General features: G+C 55.4%; 17 protein-coding genes. 7 read left to right on the top strand and 10 right to left on the bottom strand.

Annotation, left to right across the window (positions count from 1 at the left end; all coding sequences use genetic code 11):
- Positions 1 to 90: 90 nt before the first annotated feature.
- A complete protein-coding gene (locus LAO76_24340) occupies positions 91 to 522 on the bottom strand; it encodes a hypothetical protein (protein ID MBZ5494064.1) in 432 nt (143 codons plus the stop codon).
- Positions 523 to 827: 305 nt separating this feature from the next.
- Here LAO76_24340 and LAO76_24345 point away from each other — a divergent pair, with 305 nt between their 5' ends.
- On the top strand, positions 828 to 2291 hold the full coding sequence (locus tag LAO76_24345; GenBank protein MBZ5494065.1) for a sigma-54 dependent transcriptional regulator: 1464 nt from the start codon (positions 828 to 830) through the stop codon (positions 2289 to 2291).
- A gap of 486 nt (positions 2292 to 2777) precedes the next feature.
- Positions 2778 to 3146, top strand: a complete 369-nt coding sequence (locus LAO76_24350; GenBank protein ID MBZ5494066.1) for a TraR/DksA family transcriptional regulator — start codon at positions 2778 to 2780, stop codon at positions 3144 to 3146.
- Between the two features lie 61 nt (positions 3147 to 3207).
- On the opposite strand, the gene LAO76_24355 is transcribed toward LAO76_24350, so the two are convergent.
- From LAO76_24355 to LAO76_24375, 5 genes are all read right to left on the bottom strand, one after another.
- Positions 3208 to 3993, bottom strand: coding sequence for an energy transducer TonB (locus LAO76_24355; GenBank protein ID MBZ5494067.1), 786 nt, complete (start codon positions 3991 to 3993; stop codon positions 3208 to 3210).
- Between the two features lie 217 nt (positions 3994 to 4210).
- Positions 4211 to 5110 carry a hypothetical protein gene (locus LAO76_24360; protein ID MBZ5494068.1) on the bottom strand — a complete coding sequence of 300 codons (900 nt, stop codon included), beginning with the start codon at positions 5108 to 5110 and terminating at the stop codon, positions 4211 to 4213.
- A gap of 123 nt (positions 5111 to 5233) precedes the next feature.
- The gene (locus LAO76_24365; protein ID MBZ5494069.1) at positions 5234 to 5557 is read right to left on the bottom strand and encodes a PilZ domain-containing protein; all 324 of its coding nucleotides are present in this window, start codon (positions 5555 to 5557) and stop codon (positions 5234 to 5236) included.
- A 347-nt stretch (positions 5558 to 5904) separates the two neighbouring features.
- Positions 5905 to 6480 (bottom strand): aminodeoxychorismate/anthranilate synthase component II, encoded by a 576-nt coding sequence (locus tag LAO76_24370; protein MBZ5494070.1) that lies wholly within the window; start codon positions 6478 to 6480, stop codon positions 5905 to 5907.
- A 178-nt stretch (positions 6481 to 6658) separates the two neighbouring features.
- Positions 6659 to 7201, bottom strand: a complete 543-nt coding sequence (locus LAO76_24375; protein ID MBZ5494071.1) for a carbonic anhydrase — start codon at positions 7199 to 7201, stop codon at positions 6659 to 6661.
- A 291-nt stretch (positions 7202 to 7492) separates the two neighbouring features.
- Here LAO76_24375 and LAO76_24380 point away from each other — a divergent pair, with 291 nt between their 5' ends.
- On the top strand, positions 7493 to 8443 hold the full coding sequence (locus LAO76_24380) for a DUF1835 domain-containing protein (GenBank protein ID MBZ5494072.1): 951 nt from the start codon (positions 7493 to 7495) through the stop codon (positions 8441 to 8443).
- A gap of 121 nt (positions 8444 to 8564) precedes the next feature.
- Here the strand turns inward: LAO76_24380 and rseP are convergent, their stop codons facing one another.
- Genes rseP through LAO76_24400 form a run of 4 tightly spaced genes read right to left on the bottom strand, consistent with a single transcriptional unit; the run spans position 8565 to position 12819 of the window.
- The gene (rseP, locus tag LAO76_24385; protein MBZ5494073.1) at positions 8565 to 9884 is read right to left on the bottom strand and encodes an RIP metalloprotease RseP; all 1320 of its coding nucleotides are present in this window, start codon (positions 9882 to 9884) and stop codon (positions 8565 to 8567) included.
- 44 nt (positions 9885 to 9928) lie between these two features.
- Entirely contained in the window at positions 9929 to 11098 is a 1170-nt protein-coding gene (locus LAO76_24390) for a 1-deoxy-D-xylulose-5-phosphate reductoisomerase (protein MBZ5494074.1), read from the bottom strand.
- Entirely contained in the window at positions 11095 to 12021 is a 927-nt protein-coding gene (locus LAO76_24395; protein ID MBZ5494075.1) for a phosphatidate cytidylyltransferase, read from the bottom strand. The genes LAO76_24390 and LAO76_24395 overlap by 4 nt, the downstream gene beginning before the upstream one ends.
- Positions 12022 to 12819, bottom strand: a complete 798-nt coding sequence (locus LAO76_24400) for an isoprenyl transferase (protein ID MBZ5494076.1) — start codon at positions 12817 to 12819, stop codon at positions 12022 to 12024.
- Between the two features lie 279 nt (positions 12820 to 13098).
- On the opposite strand from LAO76_24400, the gene LAO76_24405 reads away from it, so the two are divergent.
- The 4 genes from LAO76_24405 to LAO76_24420 are packed head-to-tail and all read left to right on the top strand — an operon-like array spanning position 13099 to position 19045.
- A complete protein-coding gene (locus LAO76_24405; GenBank protein ID MBZ5494077.1) occupies positions 13099 to 13365 on the top strand; it encodes a hypothetical protein in 267 nt (88 codons plus the stop codon).
- Between the two features lie 57 nt (positions 13366 to 13422).
- On the top strand, positions 13423 to 14781 hold the full coding sequence (locus tag LAO76_24410; GenBank protein MBZ5494078.1) for a TolC family protein: 1359 nt from the start codon (positions 13423 to 13425) through the stop codon (positions 14779 to 14781).
- Positions 14778 to 15950 (top strand): efflux RND transporter periplasmic adaptor subunit, encoded by a 1173-nt coding sequence (locus LAO76_24415; protein ID MBZ5494079.1) that lies wholly within the window; start codon positions 14778 to 14780, stop codon positions 15948 to 15950. Before LAO76_24410 ends, LAO76_24415 begins: the two co-directional genes overlap by 4 nt.
- Positions 15950 to 19045: a CusA/CzcA family heavy metal efflux RND transporter gene (locus LAO76_24420; protein MBZ5494080.1), complete on the top strand. Its 3096-nt coding sequence runs from the start codon at positions 15950 to 15952 to the stop codon at positions 19043 to 19045. The genes LAO76_24415 and LAO76_24420 overlap by 1 nt, the downstream gene beginning before the upstream one ends.
- Positions 19046 to 19104: the final 59 nt, after the last annotated feature.

The following is a 19104-nucleotide window of genomic DNA, read 5'->3' on the forward strand; positions in this document are numbered from 1 at the left end:
GCGGCGCACGTGATGACGGGCGAAACCGATCTTGCCGCAGCGCTCAAGGATTCCATTGCTGCGGCGCGCAAGCGCAAGTGAGCGCTTGCGCTACTTGCACGTCAAGGTGGCACTGCCGCTGATCAAAACCCCCGTGCCCGCTCCATTTGTTCCGGTTGCAGTCACCGTGACCGGCGACGGAGTTGCATTGATGCAGGTCGCCACCCCGTAGTCCACATTGAGCGTATTGCCGATCTTGGTATTCACCATGTCGGAGACGGACCATTTGAGGTCGGTTCGTATCGGTCCCGGCGTGGGCGGGCAACCGGGGCGCAGACCATTGAAGGCGATAAAGGAAGCCTGGTTGCCGGGCGCCGCCGCTGCGTGGTCGGCTGTCGCCGTTTGGGGAGAGATACCCAAATCCAGAGGAGTGCAGTCCACTACCTGCGACTTACCACCGCAACCGATGCCGAAGACTACCAGCAATAGAAAAAACAATGGAAAATGGCTGAGACTATAGTTCTTTGCGGCCTGATCGTTCATTCGGCGCTCCTTGCGACCTGCGGAGAGCATAGCGACGCTTTCATTTATACATGGTTTGATCTAGCATCAGCTACTCTGGTTGCCATCCTCTGTCGTCAGCGGCTCCGACTCAAACCGCAGCACATTACCATCAGGGGATCAGCCAAAGCCTCATAAAAGCCCCTAGTTAGGCATCCCAATGCCTGAAAATGGAATCGGAGTACAATATCTGAGGGCCAATCGCCCCCGGTGGGTATTTCCGTTCCGATTCTTAGCCGGTTTAGACTTTCCATAGAAGGCGGGCTGTTTTGCCGCTGGGAGTATGAATGAACCCCAAGACCCGTGTGCTGATCGTGGACGATGACGTAGCTATGGCAAAGTACCTGGCGGCACACTTGTCCCGCCGGAACTTTGAGGTTACGGTCGCTTCCAGCGAGCAGGAAGCCCTGCGGGTCTTCCGTTCTTTCGATCCAGTCCTGGTTTTAGTTGAAACATCAATGGACGGTGAGGCCGGCAATGAAACGTTACAGCGCCTGAAGCAGATCAAGCCCACTGTCTCCATCATGGTTCTTTCTTCCATCAAAGATCCGGAGCTGATTTTCAAGGCGTCAAAGCTTGGCGCGGACGACTACATCACCAAACCCGTCGATCCCAAAGAACTCGACGTCCGAATCGGCAAAGTTCTGGATAATCAGCGTCTTTTTACTGAAGTCACACAGTTGCGCGAGCAGGTGCGTCGCCAGAGCGATTTCACCATGCTCTTTGGCACCAGCCCAAAAATGATGGAAGTAAAAATGACGATTGAGCAGGTGGCGGACACCACGGCCACGGTGCTCATCCGCGGTGAAAGCGGTACCGGCAAAGAAGTGGTGGCGCGCATGGTGTATTCGGAATCCTCGCGCTGCGAAAAGCCGTTTGTGAAAGTGAACTGCGCCGCCATTCCGCATGAGCTGCTGGAAAGCGAGCTCTTTGGTTATGAAGCCGGAGCATTCACCGGCGCCAATCGGCAAAAGCTGGGCAAATTCGAGCAGGCCAATGGCGGCACTATTTTTCTGGACGAAATCAGCGAAATGCATCCTGCGCTACAGGCCAAGCTGCTGCACGTGTTGCAGGACCATGAATTTTCCCGCCTCGGCGGCAAGCGTGATGTGCAGGTGGACGTGCGAGTCCTGGCTGCAACCAACAAACCCCTGGAGCGCGCCGTTGAAGAAGGCGTGTTCCGCGAAGACCTGTTCTATCGCCTGAATGTAGTGACGATCCATATTCCACCGCTGCGCGAACGGCGTGAAGAGATCCCGGTATTCCTGAAATATTTTCTGGAAAAATACAGTGAGCATTACGGCAAGAAGCCATCCATGTTCAGCGAGTTTGCCGTGAATCGAATGATGGAATATCCATGGCCGGGAAACATCCGCGAACTGGAAAACATGGTGAAGCGATACGTAATTGTGGGGAACGAGGCGCAGATCATCCGTGAGCTGGCTACGCACAAGCCCATTGTCACTTCCTTTGGCGGGATGGCAGCGCAGTCTGTTGCCGTGGCTGAGACCACAACGCCGGCGATGCAATCAAGCAATGGCGTAGAAATCGAAATGCCATCATTACTGGAAATTGGCCGGCGTGCAGCAATGCAAGCTGAGCGGGAAGCTATTGAGCGGGTACTGGCTCAAACCCGCTGGAACCGCCGTCAGGCTGCCAAAATCCTCAAGATCAGCTACAAAGCTCTTCTGAACAAGTTGAAAGCGATGGAGGAGCAAACCAAAACCCAGCTTAAGCACGAAGAGGTCTAATGTTGGTACTCTGATGCCATGTTAAGCAACTCGAATGCTGGCGGCCACAGAACGCCTAAGCCTGTCAATTCTCTCTAAAATGCTATGCATGTCACACAAAATAAAATGGTTAATGAGAGTCCAATATTCCACAAGGCAGGAGAAGAATCTTTGGTTTCCGAGTTGCTTATATAAGAAGCAAATAAAGAGGCACGTAAACTAAACATGATTTCAACCCTCTTCCAAGAATTGAGACTTCTTCAATCCGTGTGTCTTGGCGCAAGCTGGGACTGCATCGTGCATCGCCTTTCCTGAGAGATTTCCCTTCCTCCTTCGCCTCTTTGCAAAAGGCGGCCTGTGATCAGGCCGCTTTTTTATTTTTCTTTTTTACAGATTCATTACACGGCGCGGTGACAACCGGGCTCTCGGCTGCATCTAATCGTCGTTCCCACAACATATTTGACGGTAATTATTATGGCGACTAAGATAAATCACTTATCAAAAGACATGGACAAGAAGAAGCTGGAAGGCTTTAAAAAACGACTGGAAGAGCGCCAGCAGGTCCTGCGCAAAGCCGTGAGCCGTACGGAAGAAGACGGCCGCATTGCTGACCAGGACACAGCTCAGGACATTGCTGATCGCGCGGCAAGCTCTTACACCAAGGAATTTCTTTTTGCCCAGAGCAATAACGATCGCCAGCTTTTAGCGATGGTTGAGACTGCTTTGCAGCGGATTCGTGAAGGCGAATTTGGCGAATGCGTGAACTGCGGCAATGAGATCAATGCCAAGCGCCTGGAAGCCGTGCCCTGGACACGCTACTGCATCGCCTGCCAGGAGAAGTTGGAAAACGGCCAACTGGAAGAAGTCGTGGAATAATTTCTTCCGCAAATTCAAAAGGAGATGCATCGCGCATCTCCTTTTTGTCTTCAGTTTTGTTTTAGTAGAGGTTGAAGGCCACTTCAATATTCATTTCCACTGCCACGGCGCGGCCATCTTTCTTTGAAGGATCAAACTTCCAGGTCTTCACGCCTTCAATGGCTTTTTCATCCAGGCCCATGCCCAGTGAACGAATCACGCTCGGGCTATGCACGCGGCCATCCGTGCCCACAATAATCTTCAGCACCACAACACCCTGATATTTGGCCTTGCGCGCCTCTTCTGAAAATTCAGGTTCAGGAGTAAAGATCGGGCGGGGTGCGCTTACGCCGTCACCCACGTGGAAGATTCCGGGGCCAACTCCAGGTCCTCCGTGTCCTGATCCAACGCCACCGCCACTGCCGCTGCCAATACCGCCGCCAACGCCGACGCCGTTCGAGGGAGTCATCAATTTGGAGAGCGGATCGCCCAACTGCGTGTTTGGAGGAGTCTTTATATCGGCAATCACCGTAGGCTCCATCATCAACTTACTCTTCTGCTGAACCATTACAGTTGGCGGAGTGAATTGCTGCTTCGCCGCTTTCGGGGGCGTACCGGCGGACGCTTTCAATTTGCTGGCATCGCCGCCACCCCCACCGCTGGGACCGCCTTTGCCGACTTTCATCGGTATATATGGCGCAAGTTCCACGGAGTTGGCGGTCGTGGGCGGAATGATCTTTGCCGGAACCGTCAAATGCAGCAGCCATAACATCAAGCCCAGGGCCGCCGTATGGGTCACAAAGGAAAGTAGAAAGTTTTCCGGGCGCTGCTGGTACGTGCCATACCCGACACCGAGCATCGTGGGCATCACCGAGGTGTTCAGGGGCGGCTCTTTAGCGAATTTGACTACTTCCTGTTGCTGCGCTTCAGAGTCACCGGAGGCTGGGCTTTTGGGCTTCGGGTTTTGTGGATCAGGCAAAGGCATAATAAAAGTTTATCTAGTTTAGACTCCACACGGCGAATAAAAGTTTCACTTTGGTATTTGCACTAAAGCCACCATTTGTAATCCGTGCCGAACCAACAACTTAACGGTGAAACAGTGAGCCGAAAAAGCCCTTTACCCGCCCCATAAAGCCCTTCTTCTCTTTCCGGGGCTTCTCTTCTGGTTTAGATGTCTCGGCGACTGGCGTTGGAGACACTTCTGGCCGCTTTTCTACCAGAACGATGGGATCGACTCTTTCTTGCACGAAATAAACGTTCGGAAGCGTGGAAAATCGCACCTTTGCCACTGCATAGGAGCGGCCTGAGGCTGGCCGGGCGCTGAACACAAAAGGCGTATCCACTTGCACATGGACCTGACCGGGCTTATCGGGCGGCAACGGTGACGTAGTCTCAGCACTGATGACCGCAACGCGCTCCGCCGGTTTGGGCGTTTCGTCCGCCGGCTTGGGGCTCGGCTGCGCTTCTGTGCGCATCACAGGCGCTGCCGCAGGACAGCCGCAGTCGGCGGTGAGTTCCGCTTTACCATTCAGCTTGCCGCCGCGGAAAACCATTGTCTGATTAGGGCCAGATTTATAAACTCCCGTTCCGAGCAGCTCTGAAAACGTAATTTCGCCCGCATTCCCAGCCAGCGGCTTCACGCACGTGTCGCCTTTTTTGTTGATTCCCAGGGCGAAATGAAATGTGCCAGGTCCCACCAGCGCGACGTTGAAATCTGGAGTGATCACAACATCAGCAGCTTGCTGCTTAAGTTCGTAGTCGATTTCCAATGTGCCTGTGCCTGTTGCCAACATCAGACCCTGGCCGCTCGCCGTCACGTTCAGGCCGCTGTTTGGGCAGATACGCACTTGCCCGCCGCGCGCCAGTTTGAGCGTTGCCGGAGCGATTCCCGCTGACAATTCTGAACCGGAATAGACCGCCATTCCCGATCCAGCCAGTTGCATGGCGCTGGAGCTGTTCGCATCGGAAGCAAATAGCTCGCCCACCGGCGGCACGTTTTGTGTGGATGCATTTTGCGCGACAATCGGCGCCGTGAGGAGCAGGGAAGCGGCCCATCCGTGACGAAAAACGCGTTTCAGAATGATGTACCGGTGGACTGACAGAACGCGTTACTCCTCACCTACAAAATCGTATTTCTCAATTGTGACGGCAACGCCCTGGCCCTGCGCCGCTTTGTCCACACGGAGAATTTTTCCCTTGCAGCGCACCCGGATAGGATCTGCGAGCGTAACTTCAGGAGGCAGCGTCATTACGAATTCAATCGGCGCGCCGGCGGTAATCTCGGTATCCAGATACATGAAGACACCGCGTGAGCTCACGTCGCGCGTGTGCCCGGCCAATTCCCGTTTGCCATTATCCAGAAACTTCACTGAAATGGGCAGATCGAGCGAAAACCGCCGGGTGGTTCGCTTCTCCGGCTGCGGCTGCGCCATGCTGGGCCTCCAAAATACTCTGGATCGTTGGCACGATTTTAGCCTATGTGAGTGCAATTTTGCTGGATATTCTGACGGCCAAAGTCCGCCCTTATCGCGGATGATCGCGGATTGACGCGGATCACGAATGCGCTGAAAGTCCAACTTCTCGCCTAGCCCGAGCGGAACGGATGAAGGAAAATGAATCAGATTGTCGAAGGACTTGTAAACGATCTGGAGTGAAAGCGGTAAGCCTCGTTGAGAATGACCATCTGCGAGGCCGGCTTGCGCGCCGAGCGGATTGCCTCAGGAGCGAGTAAAAGTTTATCAAGGCGAGGATTTCGAGCGGTGTGGAGCGAAGCGACAGCTCAAAGCTCCAGGAAATTCTGCAGCAGCAACCGGCCCGATTCCGTTAGAACGCTTTCCGGATGGAACTGCACGCCTTCAACAGGGAAGCGACGATGGCGCAGACCCATGATTACCCGCGTGCCGTCGGCTTCACGCGTTTCCGCGCTGATTTCCAATTCGCGGGGCAGGCCCTCTTCGGCCACGATGAGCGAGTGATAGCGGGTTGCGGTCATCGGCTGGGGCAGGTTCCGGAAGAGCGTCTTGTCATCATGCTTGATCTGGCTGGTCTTGCCGTGCATCAGCTGGTGGGCTCGAACCACGTTGCCCCCAAATGCAGCCCCAATCGCTTGATGTCCCAAACACACACCCAGCACCGGCAGCTTGCCGGCAAAGTGTTTGATCAGATCAATACTGATGCCCGCCTGCTGCGGCGTGCAGGGGCCGGGAGAAATCAGGATGTGGCTGGGCCGCATCTGCTCGACTTCTGCAGGCGTGACCTGGTCATTGCGGCGCACTTCCACTTTTTGTCCCAGTTCTCCAAGGTATTGCACCAGGTTGTAGGTAAAGGAATCGTAGTTGTCGAGAACGAATACCATGGCGGAAAGTCCTGTGAGAACAGTTTAGCGGAGGTGGCAAGAGCATACCACCCGAAGGGCCGCATCCCGTGATTCTGGAAGAGGCCCGGGATGCCGCAATACGGGGAGCCAAGGATTTCCTCCCGCCCGCCTCGATCTGAAGGGCGGGAGGAACTTTCTTTTGTGTCTCGCGTGCCGGTTACGCGCTCCTGCGCGCCGCGGTAGGCAGTTTCGCCGCCGCGGGTTCCGATATCTCTTTCAGCCGCCCAGTCGTTACGTCATAAACAAAGCCGCGCACGGGAATGTGACTGGGGATAAATGGATGGCTGCGCACGCGCTGGATTTGCCGCCGCACATTTTCCTCCACGTCAGAAAACGCATGGAAGTGCACCGGAGCCACAAATGCCGTGCCGCTTTGTTTCTCCAGTCTGCCCAGCAGTTCGTGGTCCTTGAAGGTGAGCATGCCGCAATCTGTGTGATTGATGATGATGAACTCTTGGGTTCCCAGCAGATGGTGGGAGATGATCAGCGAGCGCAAAGCGTCCTCGCTGGCGATGCCGCCGGCATTGCGGATAATGTGGGCGTCTCCGGTCTTTAATCCCAGAAACTGCTCTACCGTAAGGCGCGCGTCCATGCATGCCAGCACCGCCAGCTTGCGCGCTGGAGGCATGGGCAGATGTCCCAGGGTAAATTGGTCCGCATACTTCAGATTGTTTTGTAAAACCTCATCGATAACGCTCATGGATTTTTCCTTTCCTTTTTTATCTTCAGGCTTTTTATCCATAGCCAGCGCCGATTGGGAAGGATGCAGAAAGGAAAGCCCACCGCCCCGCTTAGTGCTGGCGATGGAAACTCTTGGTTTAAAGGCTTAAAACTGCAAAGAGCCGCCGTCGCCGCTGGTGACGCAGCAACAACAACAGCAGAGGAGCTGTGAACGACGGTGCATGGAATCAGAGTATAGAAGCTGCGGTGGCTTTGTGCAAACCTTCACTGCCATTGCCACTCGATCCCGCATTTGTGCTAGCCTTCCTTTGTGTTGCATATCACCAATGGCGAATCGGTGACGGGCACCTTCCGGCAAGTCAGGTTTCCGGGAACGTATCTTGCGTGGAACGACGTGCTACATGACGGTCCCGTGCCTCAGACTGCGACGCTGAATGAACTGTCTGATGTTCGCGCGCAAGCGCTGGCCGGCTTCGGCTGGGGCGATCCCGAGAAAATGCGCGCCGATTTTGCCAACCGCGACCGGACACTCCAGGATTTCCGCAAGCATCAGGACGTGGTGCTTTGGTTTGAGCATGATCTTTACGATCAGTTGCAGCTTCTCCAGTTGCTGGATTGGTTTGAGCAGCAGGACCTTGAAGGCATCAACCTCGATCTGGTGCAGATCGATTCTTACCCCGGTGTGCGGCCGTTTTACGGGCTGGGACAGCTGAGCGGGCCACAATTGGCGCGGCTATTTCCCATGCGCAAACGTGTAACGCATGCGCAACGCAGTATTGCCACGGAAGCATGGCACGCCTTCCGCGCTGAAGATCCCACTGACATGGCGGCAATCGCACAACAAAAGTTCGAAGAGATGCCGTTTCTGGCAGCGGCCCTCACACGCTTTCTGGAAGAGTATCCATGGACCAACGACGGGCTTTCCCGCACCGAACGGCAGATCCTGCAAGCTGTTGCCACGGGCAAACGCAAGAAAGCGGATATCTATGTCGAGTCGCGCAAGCAGGAGGATGTGCCCTGGGGCGATTTGTCAGTCTATTTGCGGCTCTCATGGCTCACTGCCGGACCTAATCCCGCGCTTATTGAGTCGCCCAAGAATGAATTCACGATCACCGACGCCGGCCGCCAGTTGCTGGAAGGCAAAGCTGACTGGATCAAGCTGCAAGGCGGTATTGATCGCTGGCTCGGCGGCGTGCACCTAACAGGCGAACAGCCTAAATGGTGCTGGGATAATCAGAAGAAGACACTCATCGGCAATTGAGCGATGAGAGGTCACCACATCCCGAGAGCCGGTAAATGAAATATCGGAATTTGGTGAATATGGAATCGCGATCATTGCGAGCCGCCAAGAGCCTTCACTAGCAGCTAGTCGCCAGTGCTCGTTATCTCAAATGTCCCGGCAGAGTCTTGGCCACGTCATTAAAGATCACGACCGCGGCAAACAGCACCAGGAACACAAAGGCCGCCTGATACACGCGCTCCTTCACTTCCTGTTTAATGTCGCGACGCATGACTGCTTCCACCAGCAGCATGAGCATCAGGCCGCCATCCAGAATTGGAATTGGCAGCAAATTGAAGATGGCAAGATTCAGGCTGATCAGCGCCATGAACTTCAGCAGTGAAGGCATGCCCATTCTGGCTGCCTGGCCGGAATAACGCATGATCCCGATGGGGCCGCTCATCTGCTGGATCGAATTTTTGTGCTGGATGAGCTTGCCCAGCAATTCAAAGATCAGCAGGGAATTGCTCTTGCACTCTTCATAAGAGGTTTGCACCGCTGTGCGGAAAGGTAGGTTCTCCACCTGCTCCATGCTCACACCAATCCGATACTTTTTCTGCGTGGAGTCAGGTGAGCCTACGAGCTGACCGGGAATAGCCAGCGTCAGGTTCTTGCGGTCGCGCAGGATGGTCAACTGCACCGGATTTCCCTTGGCTTCCTGCAGCGCTCCCAGCAGGTCATCCACGGAACGGATGGGCTTGCCATTCACTGAGACCAACACGTCGCCGCTCTGGATGTGGGCTTTGTCGGCGGGCAGTCCCGGCTCGATCATCCCCACTACGCCCGGCGGATCCAGCCCGACATCTCCTTCATGGTCTTTGCCGGTAGTTTCCGGCACCAGAGTCATGTCCACAGTTTTATCGCCGCGTAATACCTTGACTGGAACCTGCTGCCCGGGGTTGATGCTGACGCGAATCAGGAACTGCTCCCAGGTGGGATTATCAATGCCCTGCACGTTGACGATCCTGTCGCCTACCTGCAAACCGGCTTTTTCCGCCGGAGAATTGGGCGTAACGAAAACCACGTCCACGGGGGCCTTGCTGAAAGCGAAATACTCATGATGGAACGTGTAAAGGACTGCGAGGACCACAAAAGCCAGGATAATGTTCATCGCCGGGCCGGCAATCGCCACCAGAAAGCGCTGCCAGCGGGGATGGCTCATGAACTCGCCGGGATCGCCCGTCCGTGCTTCCATGGGATTTTCGCCGGCCATCTTCACGTAGCCGCCCAGAGGAAGAAGGCTGATGCGATAGTCGGTATCACCGCGCTTGAACCCGAACAGCCGCTTGCCAAAGCCGAGGCTGAAGACTTCCACCCGGACCTTGAACAGCTTGGCTACGGCATAATGGCCGAACTCATGGACAAATACCAAAATGCCTAAAACGAATATGAACGCGACGACGCTAAGTGATAATAACTGCATAATGAAGGTGATTCGATATTGTAACTTTAAAGCGCCGCAGCCCGCTACCGGGCCACATGACGCGGCAATTGCTCCTGCGCCAGGCTCCGCGCCTGGGCGTCAATGGCAAGTACCTCTTCTATAGATTCAGGACGGCAGGCCGTAGTTTCATTCATTGTGCGCTCAACCACCTTAGAAATATCGGTAAAACCGATTTCCCGTTTTAGGAAAGCAGCTACGGCGACCTCATCTGCCGCATTGAGGGCAATGGTTTTCGATGCCCCGGCAGCCGCCGCTTCATAGGCCAGGCGCAGGCAGGGGAATTTGTCAGGATCGGGCGGCGCAAAGTCGAGCCGTTTCAGGTCAAGAACGTTGAATCGCAGGTCAGACTCGATGCGCTCCGGGTAAGTCAGCGCGTAAAGAATCGGCAGGCGCATGTCCGTGACCGAAAGCTGCGCCAGAATGCTGCCGTCATTGAATTCGACGAGAGAGTGAATCGTCGATTGTGGATGAACGATCACCTTCACGCGCTCTGGCGGCATATCAAACAGCCGGCAGGCTTCTATGACTTCAAATCCCTTGTTCATCAGGGTGGCGGAATCGATGGTGATGCGCTGGCCCATCTTCCACGTGGGATGATTCAGCGCCTGCTCCACCGTGATTTTTTCGAAGTCAGATTTTGGTGTATTCAGAAATGGCCCGCCGCTGGCGGTAAGCCATACCCGTTCGACCTCATTCATTCTTCCGCCACGCATGCATTGGTGGACGGCGTTGTGTTCGCTATCGATCGGGAGCAGAGGCTTGCCCTGCCTGCGCGCTTCAGCCGTGATCAACTCACCTGCCGCGACCAGGCATTCCTTGTTTGCTAACCCTATTGCTTTGCCTGCCCGAACGGCTTCATATGTCGCTTTCAATCCCGCAACGCCCACAATGGCGCTCACCACAAAATCAACTTCAGGATGCGTGGCCACCCGCACGGTTCCGGGCTGTCCATGGACAACTTCAATGTGGCCAAGACCCTCAGCCTTGAGCTGCTTGTGAACTTTTTCGGCATCCTGCTCTGAGGCAAGTGAAAGAATTTTCGGTTTCCAGCGGCGCGCGTCGTTCAAGGCGGATTCAATGTTCGAACCTGCGGCCATTGTCCACAACTGAAATCGCTCAGGATTGTTTTCAATCACGTTGAGCGTGCTGCGGCCAATAGAGCCGGTGGAACCGAGGATGGCAATGCGTTTCATGGTTGATGCCTGAGCGCCATATATAAAGCGGGATAGAAAAACCATAATACCGGAGCCGCGAACAGCATCGCGTCAATCCGGTCCAGCAAACCGCCATGGCCGGGTAGCAATGTCCCGGAATCCTTAACGTCCGCTCCGCGTTTGAAGGCCGATTCTGCCAAATCACCAAGCTGAGCAGCAATGTTGACCACGAAACCAAACACGGCGGCAAGCTGCCAGCCAGGCGCGTACAGCCGGATATCGGTAAAGAGAAGGCTCTCTGACGGCAGCGCGTGAAGCTTTACCAATACCGTTCCAAGAGAGTGTATGTAGTGAAAGAGCACAATTGAGACCAGCACCGCTCCTGCCGTGGAAGCGATAGCTCCTTCCCAGGTTTTTTTCGGGCTGATGGTTTCTGCCAGCTTATGTTTTCCGAAAGCGCGTCCAATGTAATAGGCAAAAATGTCGCCGGACCATACCACCAAGAGAAAGACGAATACGGTAACGCGGCCATTCTCAAAATGCCCGATGGTTGAGATTTCGCCCAACGTTAAGGCCACATAAATGAACCCGAAATAAGAAAATGCCGCCGCCGGCAAAACATCCTTCATCGGCCAGAGAAACATGCCAAGAGCCACCAGGACAAGGGGCAGCACGCGTGCACCGGTTGCGTCGGTGGCCCATCGGTCAAACGCTCTACCAAGATTTTCTATACCAAACGCATTGATTCCAAAAAGACTCTGGCCCAGAAAATACAGGCCAATCGCCACCTCGACCACGTAGGCATGCAGCTTTTGCTGGTAATGGAACGCGATGCCGAAATATTCATGGACGGCAAGCACGGCGATCAGCCCAATAAACGCGCTGTAAAGCCAGTTTGGCGCCTTGAACAAAATCAGCAGCACCACCGGCACCAGCACCGCTGCGGTAAGGACTCTTTTCATCTAGTTTGAGCTGCCTGGGCTGGGTTCGTTCAAGCCGCCATAGCGCCGTTCGCGCGACTGATATTCCTTGATGGCTTCCAGCAGATGCACGCCGTTGAAGTCAGGCCAGAGCGTCTTGGTCACATAGATTTCCGCGTACGCCGCCTGCCACAGCAGGAAATTGCTCAGGCGCATTTCACCGCTGGTGCGGATAATCAGGTCCAGCTCCGGCAGGTTGCTGGTGTACATGTGGCGGTTCAGGCTCTCTTCGTCGATCTTGAAATGGTCCAGGCCGCCATTGTTGGCCGCGGCGTTCACCATGGATTTGCAGGCGTCCACGATCTCTGAGCGCGATCCATAATTCAGCGCCAGCGTCATGACCATGCCGGTGTGGTGCGCCGTTTGCTCTTTGGCCCAGGCCATGCGCTCCTGTACTTCCTGCGGCAGCATGTGGCTGCGACCGATAAATGACAGCCGGATATTGTTGCGATGCATCAGCGGCAGCTCATTCTTCAGATATCGGTGCAGGAGCTTCATTAGAAAGTGGATTTCCGTCGGAGGACGGCGGGTGAAGTTCTCCGCTGAAAAAGCATAGAGCGTCAGTGCAGACAATCCGATATTGGAAGCCGTGGTCACGACTTTGCGGACGGAGTCCACACCCCGGCGATGGCCGGCAATACGCGGCAGGTGGCGGCGTTTGGCCCAGCGGCCGTTGCCGTCCATGATGATCGCGACATGTTTTGGGAACTGGTGAGGATCAAGCTGGCTGTAGAGTTCAGCTTCCTTTCGGTCCAGCCCCGAAGGAATGGTTCGCAAAATGCCTCTCAATACACTTCAACGCTAGCACAGCAGCTCTGGTCGTGCAATTTCCGGGCCCTAAGGTTTGTAAAGCTGGTCCGTAGATGCGGTTTCTCGAGGCGGGATACCCTCAGGGCCGAACACTTTCGTGAGTGCCTAAGACGGAACACCCTGCATCAATACAATGAGGATACGTTGGCAGGCTGTGGAAATTACTGTAAGCTGAATTCTGCATTCGGTGGCACTCCACCGCAATCGCCCATGCAAGCCGGAACCAGTCAATTCGAGAGCCGTAAGCTCATGCGCCTGATCGCAATGGTCTGCATTGTGCTTGCCTTGTTTGTGGCCGGACTGGAAGCAACGCATAGCCATTCCGATGCCGCAGTCGCGCAGAACTCTTCTACTTGTGTTATCTGCCTTTCCGTTCATGCGAATGCGCCCACGGTCACGGTTTACCTGCTGCTGGTCTTCCATTCCGTGGAAGCTTTTACCGTCCCGTATAAAACACAGGGCAAGAGCGCCATTTCTGAGCTGAGCCTCTTCATCCGCCCGCCTCCCGCTGCCTGATCCAGGCCATTCATCCAGATTAGCTCCATAAAATCCAGAATTTTTTGGAGGGGAACGATGTTTCGGGTGTCCCTCTTGCTTTCATGCTTTATGCTGCCTCCGCTTTTGCCGGGGCAGACGACAATTCCGCTTAGCTCTTCCGCCGCCGGCCAAAGCCAATCGGCGCCGTCCGCAGGCCAATCTACGCCTCCTGTGGCCACGCCCACGCCGACCCGCGATCGCCCCGCGGCCACGCAAATCACTTTGGAGCAGGCGATCACAATGGCGCTGGCGAACAGTCCCAGCATCAAAGCCGCGCGTACGCAGATCCAGCAAAACCAGGCGCAGGAAATTACCGCCAATCTTCGGCCGAACCCGACACTTGCCTGGGACTCGCAATTTATACCGGTGTTTAGCGGAGACTTCTCTACCGATACGCTGAACAACCTGCAGCAATTTGATATCGGCCTGGGCTATCTTTTTGAGCGCGGGCACAAACGCCAGAACCGATTGCAGGCTGCTCGCGATGCAACGGCCGTGACAGCAGCGCAGATCGCCGATACGGAACGCACGCTGGTCTTCAATGTTGCGCAGCAGTTCATTGATGTGCTGCTGGCAAATTCCACATTACAGTTTGCGCTGGAAAACCTGAACAGCTTTCAGGACACAGTCAGGATCAGCGAACAGCGTTACAAAGCCGGAGATATCAGTGAAGGCGACTACCTGAAGATCAAGCTGCAACTCCTGCAATTCCAGACTGATGTAAGTTCCGCCCGAGTAGCCAAAGTCCAGGCCCTGGGTAGCCTGCGCCAACTCGTTGGATACGCCTCACTCCCGCACGATTTTGACGTGGTCGGCGACTTGGACTACCAGCCGCTCACGGCAGCCCTGCCGGACTTGCAGGTAAAGGCTCTGGCCACGCGGCCTGATCTGCTGGCAGCGCAAAAGGGAATAAAAGCCGCCAACAGCCAGATTTCGCTGGCCAAGGCAAATTCGAAAGTGGATTTCAATGCTTCCGCCAGTTACTCGCACGTATCCGGCGCAAGCTCTACCTCGCTCTTCTTTAGCGTTCCACTTCCCATCTTTGACCGCAATCAAGGTGAAATTGCGCGAACCAAATTCGCGCTGACCGGCGCTGAGCTAACCGCCAAAGCCGCTGAGGACACGGTAATGACCGACGTGACGAACGCGTATGAATCGGCAAGTTCCAACCAGGACGTGGTGAAGCTTTATGTTTCCGGCTACCTCAAGCAGGCGCAGGATTCGCGCGACATCAGCCAATATGCATATAAGGCGGGCGCAGCCACCTTGCTTGATTTTCTCGATGCCGAGCGGAGTTATCGCTCAACACAACTCGCTTACCGGCAGGCGCTGGCCGCCTACATGCTCAGCCTGGAGCAGTTGCGGCAGGCCATCGGGACAAGGAGTTTGCCATGAGATATCTTCACCAACTGCTCCGCCCAATTTCGCTTAATGCCAAGGCTTCGATCATGGCGGCTCTGGCTCTTGGGATGATTCTGTCCGGATGTTCGAGTGGCGATCCGAAGGCCAAAGAAAAAAGCGCAACGGATGCCAATAAGACCCAGCTGTTTACCGTGCCTAAAGAGCAGGTTTCGCACATCCAGGTGGTCACGGTCCAACCCACATCATGGCCGCGCGTTCTGCGGTTGAACGGAACAGTTGCGTACAACAGCTTTCTCACTACGCCTGTCATCTCGCAGGTGAGCGGACCGGTAAGCAGGATTCTGGTTTCGCCGGGCCAGCAGGTGAAAAAGGGCCAGCCGATGTTGTACGTCAGCAGCCCGGATTACTCCCAGCTTCGCGCGAATTACCTGAAGGCGCGTGACGCGCATTCACTGGCGCACAAGAATTACCTGCGCTCGCAGGACCTCTACGCTCACCATGCGATCGCCGAACGTGATTTGCAGGCGGCGGAGTCGGCGGAAATACAAGCGCAAGCCGATCAGCAGGCGGCAGAGCAATCGCTAAAGATTCTCGGCATTCCGCGTCCGGACACGCTGATTGAGAATCCTACTTCGCCGGAAGTTCCGGTGCTTGCGCCCATTCCGGGCGAGGCCGTTGAACGCCTGGTGGCGCCAGGACAAGTGCTTCAAGCGGGACAAACGCAGTGTTTCACCATCTCCAACATGAGTACGGTCTGGGTGCTCGCCAACGTTTATGAGAACCAACTCGCTTACGTCCACGTGGGCGATCCTGTCACGATCAAGACGGATGCGTATCCCGACGTGTTTCATGGACGAATTTCTTTCATGGGCGCGGCGCTGGACGCCACATCAAGGACATTGCAAGCGCGAATCGACACCAAGAACCCTGAAGGCCGCTTGAAAAAAGACATGTACGTAACAGCTACGGTTGTGGCAGGCAAGATCGATAACGCGCTGCTGGTGCCGGATGCGGCAGTGTTGCGCGACGCAGAGAATGAGCCGTTTGTTTATGTGGCAGTGGCGCAAGACCAGTTCGCGCGACGACCGGTAAAACTGGGCCAAAGCAGTGACGGCAAAACGCAGATCATCGCCGGTCTGCAACCTGGAGAACGCGTCGCCGGCAACGGCAGCTTGTTCCTGCAGTTTGCGAGTTCGCAATAATGATCCACAGACTTGTACAAATGGCTTTGCGGCAGCGCTTTCTGGTGCTGATGCTCACCGTGCTGCTGATCATCGCCGGCATAGTGTCATTTCAGCGCATGCCGGTGGACGCATACCCAGACCTTGCTCCGCCCACGGTCGAACTCATCACGCAGTGGCCAGGCCACGCCGCGGAAGAAGTTGAGCGGCTCATCACTCTCCCGCTGGAAGTGGAAATGTCTGGCGCGCCCAAAATGGTGGTGATGCGCTCCATCTCGCTCTACGGGCTCTCCGATATCAAGCTTACGTTTGAAGAGGGAACCGACAATTATTTTTCTCGGCAGGTAATTTTCCAGAGAATCGGCGACGCGGAGCTTCCCACGGGCGTGACGCCCAGCATGGCGCCGCTATTCAGTCCCAGCGGACTTGTCTATCGCTACGTGCTGGAAAGTCCTGACCGCACACCGCAGGAGTTGAAGACCATTGAAGACTGGGTGGTTGAGCGGGCATACAAATCCGTTCCCGGCGTGGCCGACGATTCCGGCCTTGGCGGCACGGTCATGCAGTATCAGGTGCTGCTGGATCCTTCGCGGCTGTACGGATATCACCTGACAGTCCCGCAGGTGCTCCAGGCGCTTTCAGTCAACAACGCGAATGCCGGCGGCGGATTTTATTCCCAGGGCGGCCAATTCTATTACGTCCGCGGGCTTGGTCTGGTGCAAAACACCAGCGACATCGGCAACATCGTGATTGCCAGCAACAAGGGAACGCCGATTCGTATCCGGGACGTTGGCGACGTGACGATTGGCAATGCTCCGCGCCTTGGTAGCTTTGGTTTCCAGACGCACAACGAAAATCACGACGATGCCGTGGAAGGCGTGATCCTGATGCGCCGCGATGAGCAGACGCAGACCGTTCTGAAGGCCGTACAAAAGAAGACGGAGGAGTTAAACAGCTCCATTCTGCCGCGTGACGTGAAGGTGCGGCCTTTTTATGACCGTAGCGATCTGGTCGAGGTTACTACGCGGACAGTGGAAGGCAATCTTATCCGCGGGATGATCCTGGTTCTGCTGGTGCTGCTTTTCTTCCTGGTGAGCGTTCGTGCTGCCGTTATTGTCGCGCTCACCATCCCGCTGGGACTGTTGTTTGCTTTCATCGTGCTGCATGCGCATGATGTTTCCGCCAACCTGCTGTCGATAGGCGCCATTGACTTTGGCATCATCATTGACGGCACAGTGGTCATGGTGGAAAACATCTACCGCGAGCTGGCGCTGCGAGAAGGCCAGCCCTACAAACTGAACGAAGTGATTCTGGCGGCGGCCAAGGACGTTGATCGCCCTATTTTTTATTCCGTCGCTGTCATCATCGCGGGTTATCTTCCTATCTATGCGCTGAGTGGGCCTTCCGGGAAGCTTTTCCATCCCATGGCGGAAACCATGTCGTTCGCCCTGATCGGCGCGCTGATACTTACGCTCACGCTGGTTCCGGTGCTGGCTTCCTACATGTTCACCAAGGGCGTTAAGGAACCAAAGAACCGCGCGTTTGAGTGGATCAAAGACATTTATACGTGGCAGCTCGACTGGTGCCTTGACCATCGCAGGCTGACGCTGCTGATTGCGGTTTTGATTTTTGCCGCGACGCTCTGCCTCGTTCCTTTTATCGGCGGCGAATTCATGCCTCATCTCGATGAAGGCGCGCTGTGGGTCCGCGCCACCATGCCTTATACGATTTCCTTTGAAGAGTCGAGCAAGATTGTGCCGCAGGTCCGCAACATTCTGATTTCTTATCCTCAAGTTACGGTGGTTGGCTCCGAGCATGGCCGTCCCGACGATGGCACCGATCCTACCGGATTTTTTAACGCCGAATTTTATGTCGGACTGAAGCCGTACGACGATTCGTCCTGGAAGGGCAAGCTCGATACCAAGGAAAAGCTGATTGCTGACATCGACAAAAGACTGGAAGCTTTTCCCGGAATCATTTTTAACTACACGCAACCGGCCGAAGACGCAGTGGACGAAGCACTTACCGGTCTGAAGAGTTCATTGGCCGTAAAGATTTACGGTTCCGATCTTGATGTGCTGGAAAAGAAGGCCGTGGAAATCAAGAAGACGCTGGAGAATGTGCGCGGCTTTTCTGACCTTACGGTGGTGCATGAGCTGGGCCAGCCGAGCCTGAACATCAATGTTGATCGAGAGAAGATCGCGCGCTATGGCATCAACGTGGCTGACGTGGAAGCAGTGATACAAGCCGCGGTGGGCGGACAGGCCGCTACACAGGTAGTGCAGGGAGAAAAGCTTTTTGATCTTGTGGTGCGCATGCAGCCGCAGTTCCGCAGCAGCGCACAGGAAATCGGCAACCTGCTGGTGGGCACTCCGGACGGCCAGCAGATTCCCATCAGCCAGATGGCGGAAATCAAGCAGGGAAACGGCGCATCATTTATCTATCGTGAAAACAACTCACGCTATATCGGCGTGCAGTACAGCATTGAAAACCGCGACCTGCAACGGGCGGTAGAAGATGGGCAGGCCGCGGTGCAGAAAAATGTATCAATACCCGGCGGATACCAGATCGCGTGGGGTGGCGAGTATGACCAGTTCATCGCCGCCAAGCAGCAGCTCAGCATCATAGGTCCGTTGGCGGTTCTGCTGATCTTCTTTATCCTGTTTGCTCTGTATGGCAACTTCAAATTTCCCATGGCAATTGCCCTGGACGTGATCATGACCGAGCCGGTGGGCGCGCTGATTGCGCTCAAGCTCACGCATACGCCGTTCAGCGTTTCATCTGTGCTCGGCCTGCTGGCGTTGATGGGAGTGTCAGTGGAGACAGGCGTGATCCTGATCTCTTACATCAACAAGCTCCGGCTGGAAGGCATGGACATACGCTCGGCGACGCGTGAGGCGGCTCTGCTGCGGTTGCGCCCGATCATGATGACCGCTCTTGTGGCGTGCCTTGGCCTGCTGCCTGCGGCGCTATCGACGGGGATCGGCTCAGACACGCAGAAGCCTTTTGCCATTGTGATTGTGGCCGGACTTATTTCCCGGCTGTTCTTAGGCTTCTTTATCAATCCGGTGCTGTATCGGACCATCGCCCGCGAAGGCGACGTATTGCAGGTTTGATCCGCGACCAAAGAAAGCTCGCTTTAGGCCAAGGCCATACGCTGGCCTTCCGGGCAGCA

The sequence above is a fragment of the Terriglobia bacterium genome, assembly GCA_020072645.1.
Taxonomy (GTDB): Bacteria; Acidobacteriota; Terriglobia; order Terriglobales; family Acidobacteriaceae; genus Angelobacter.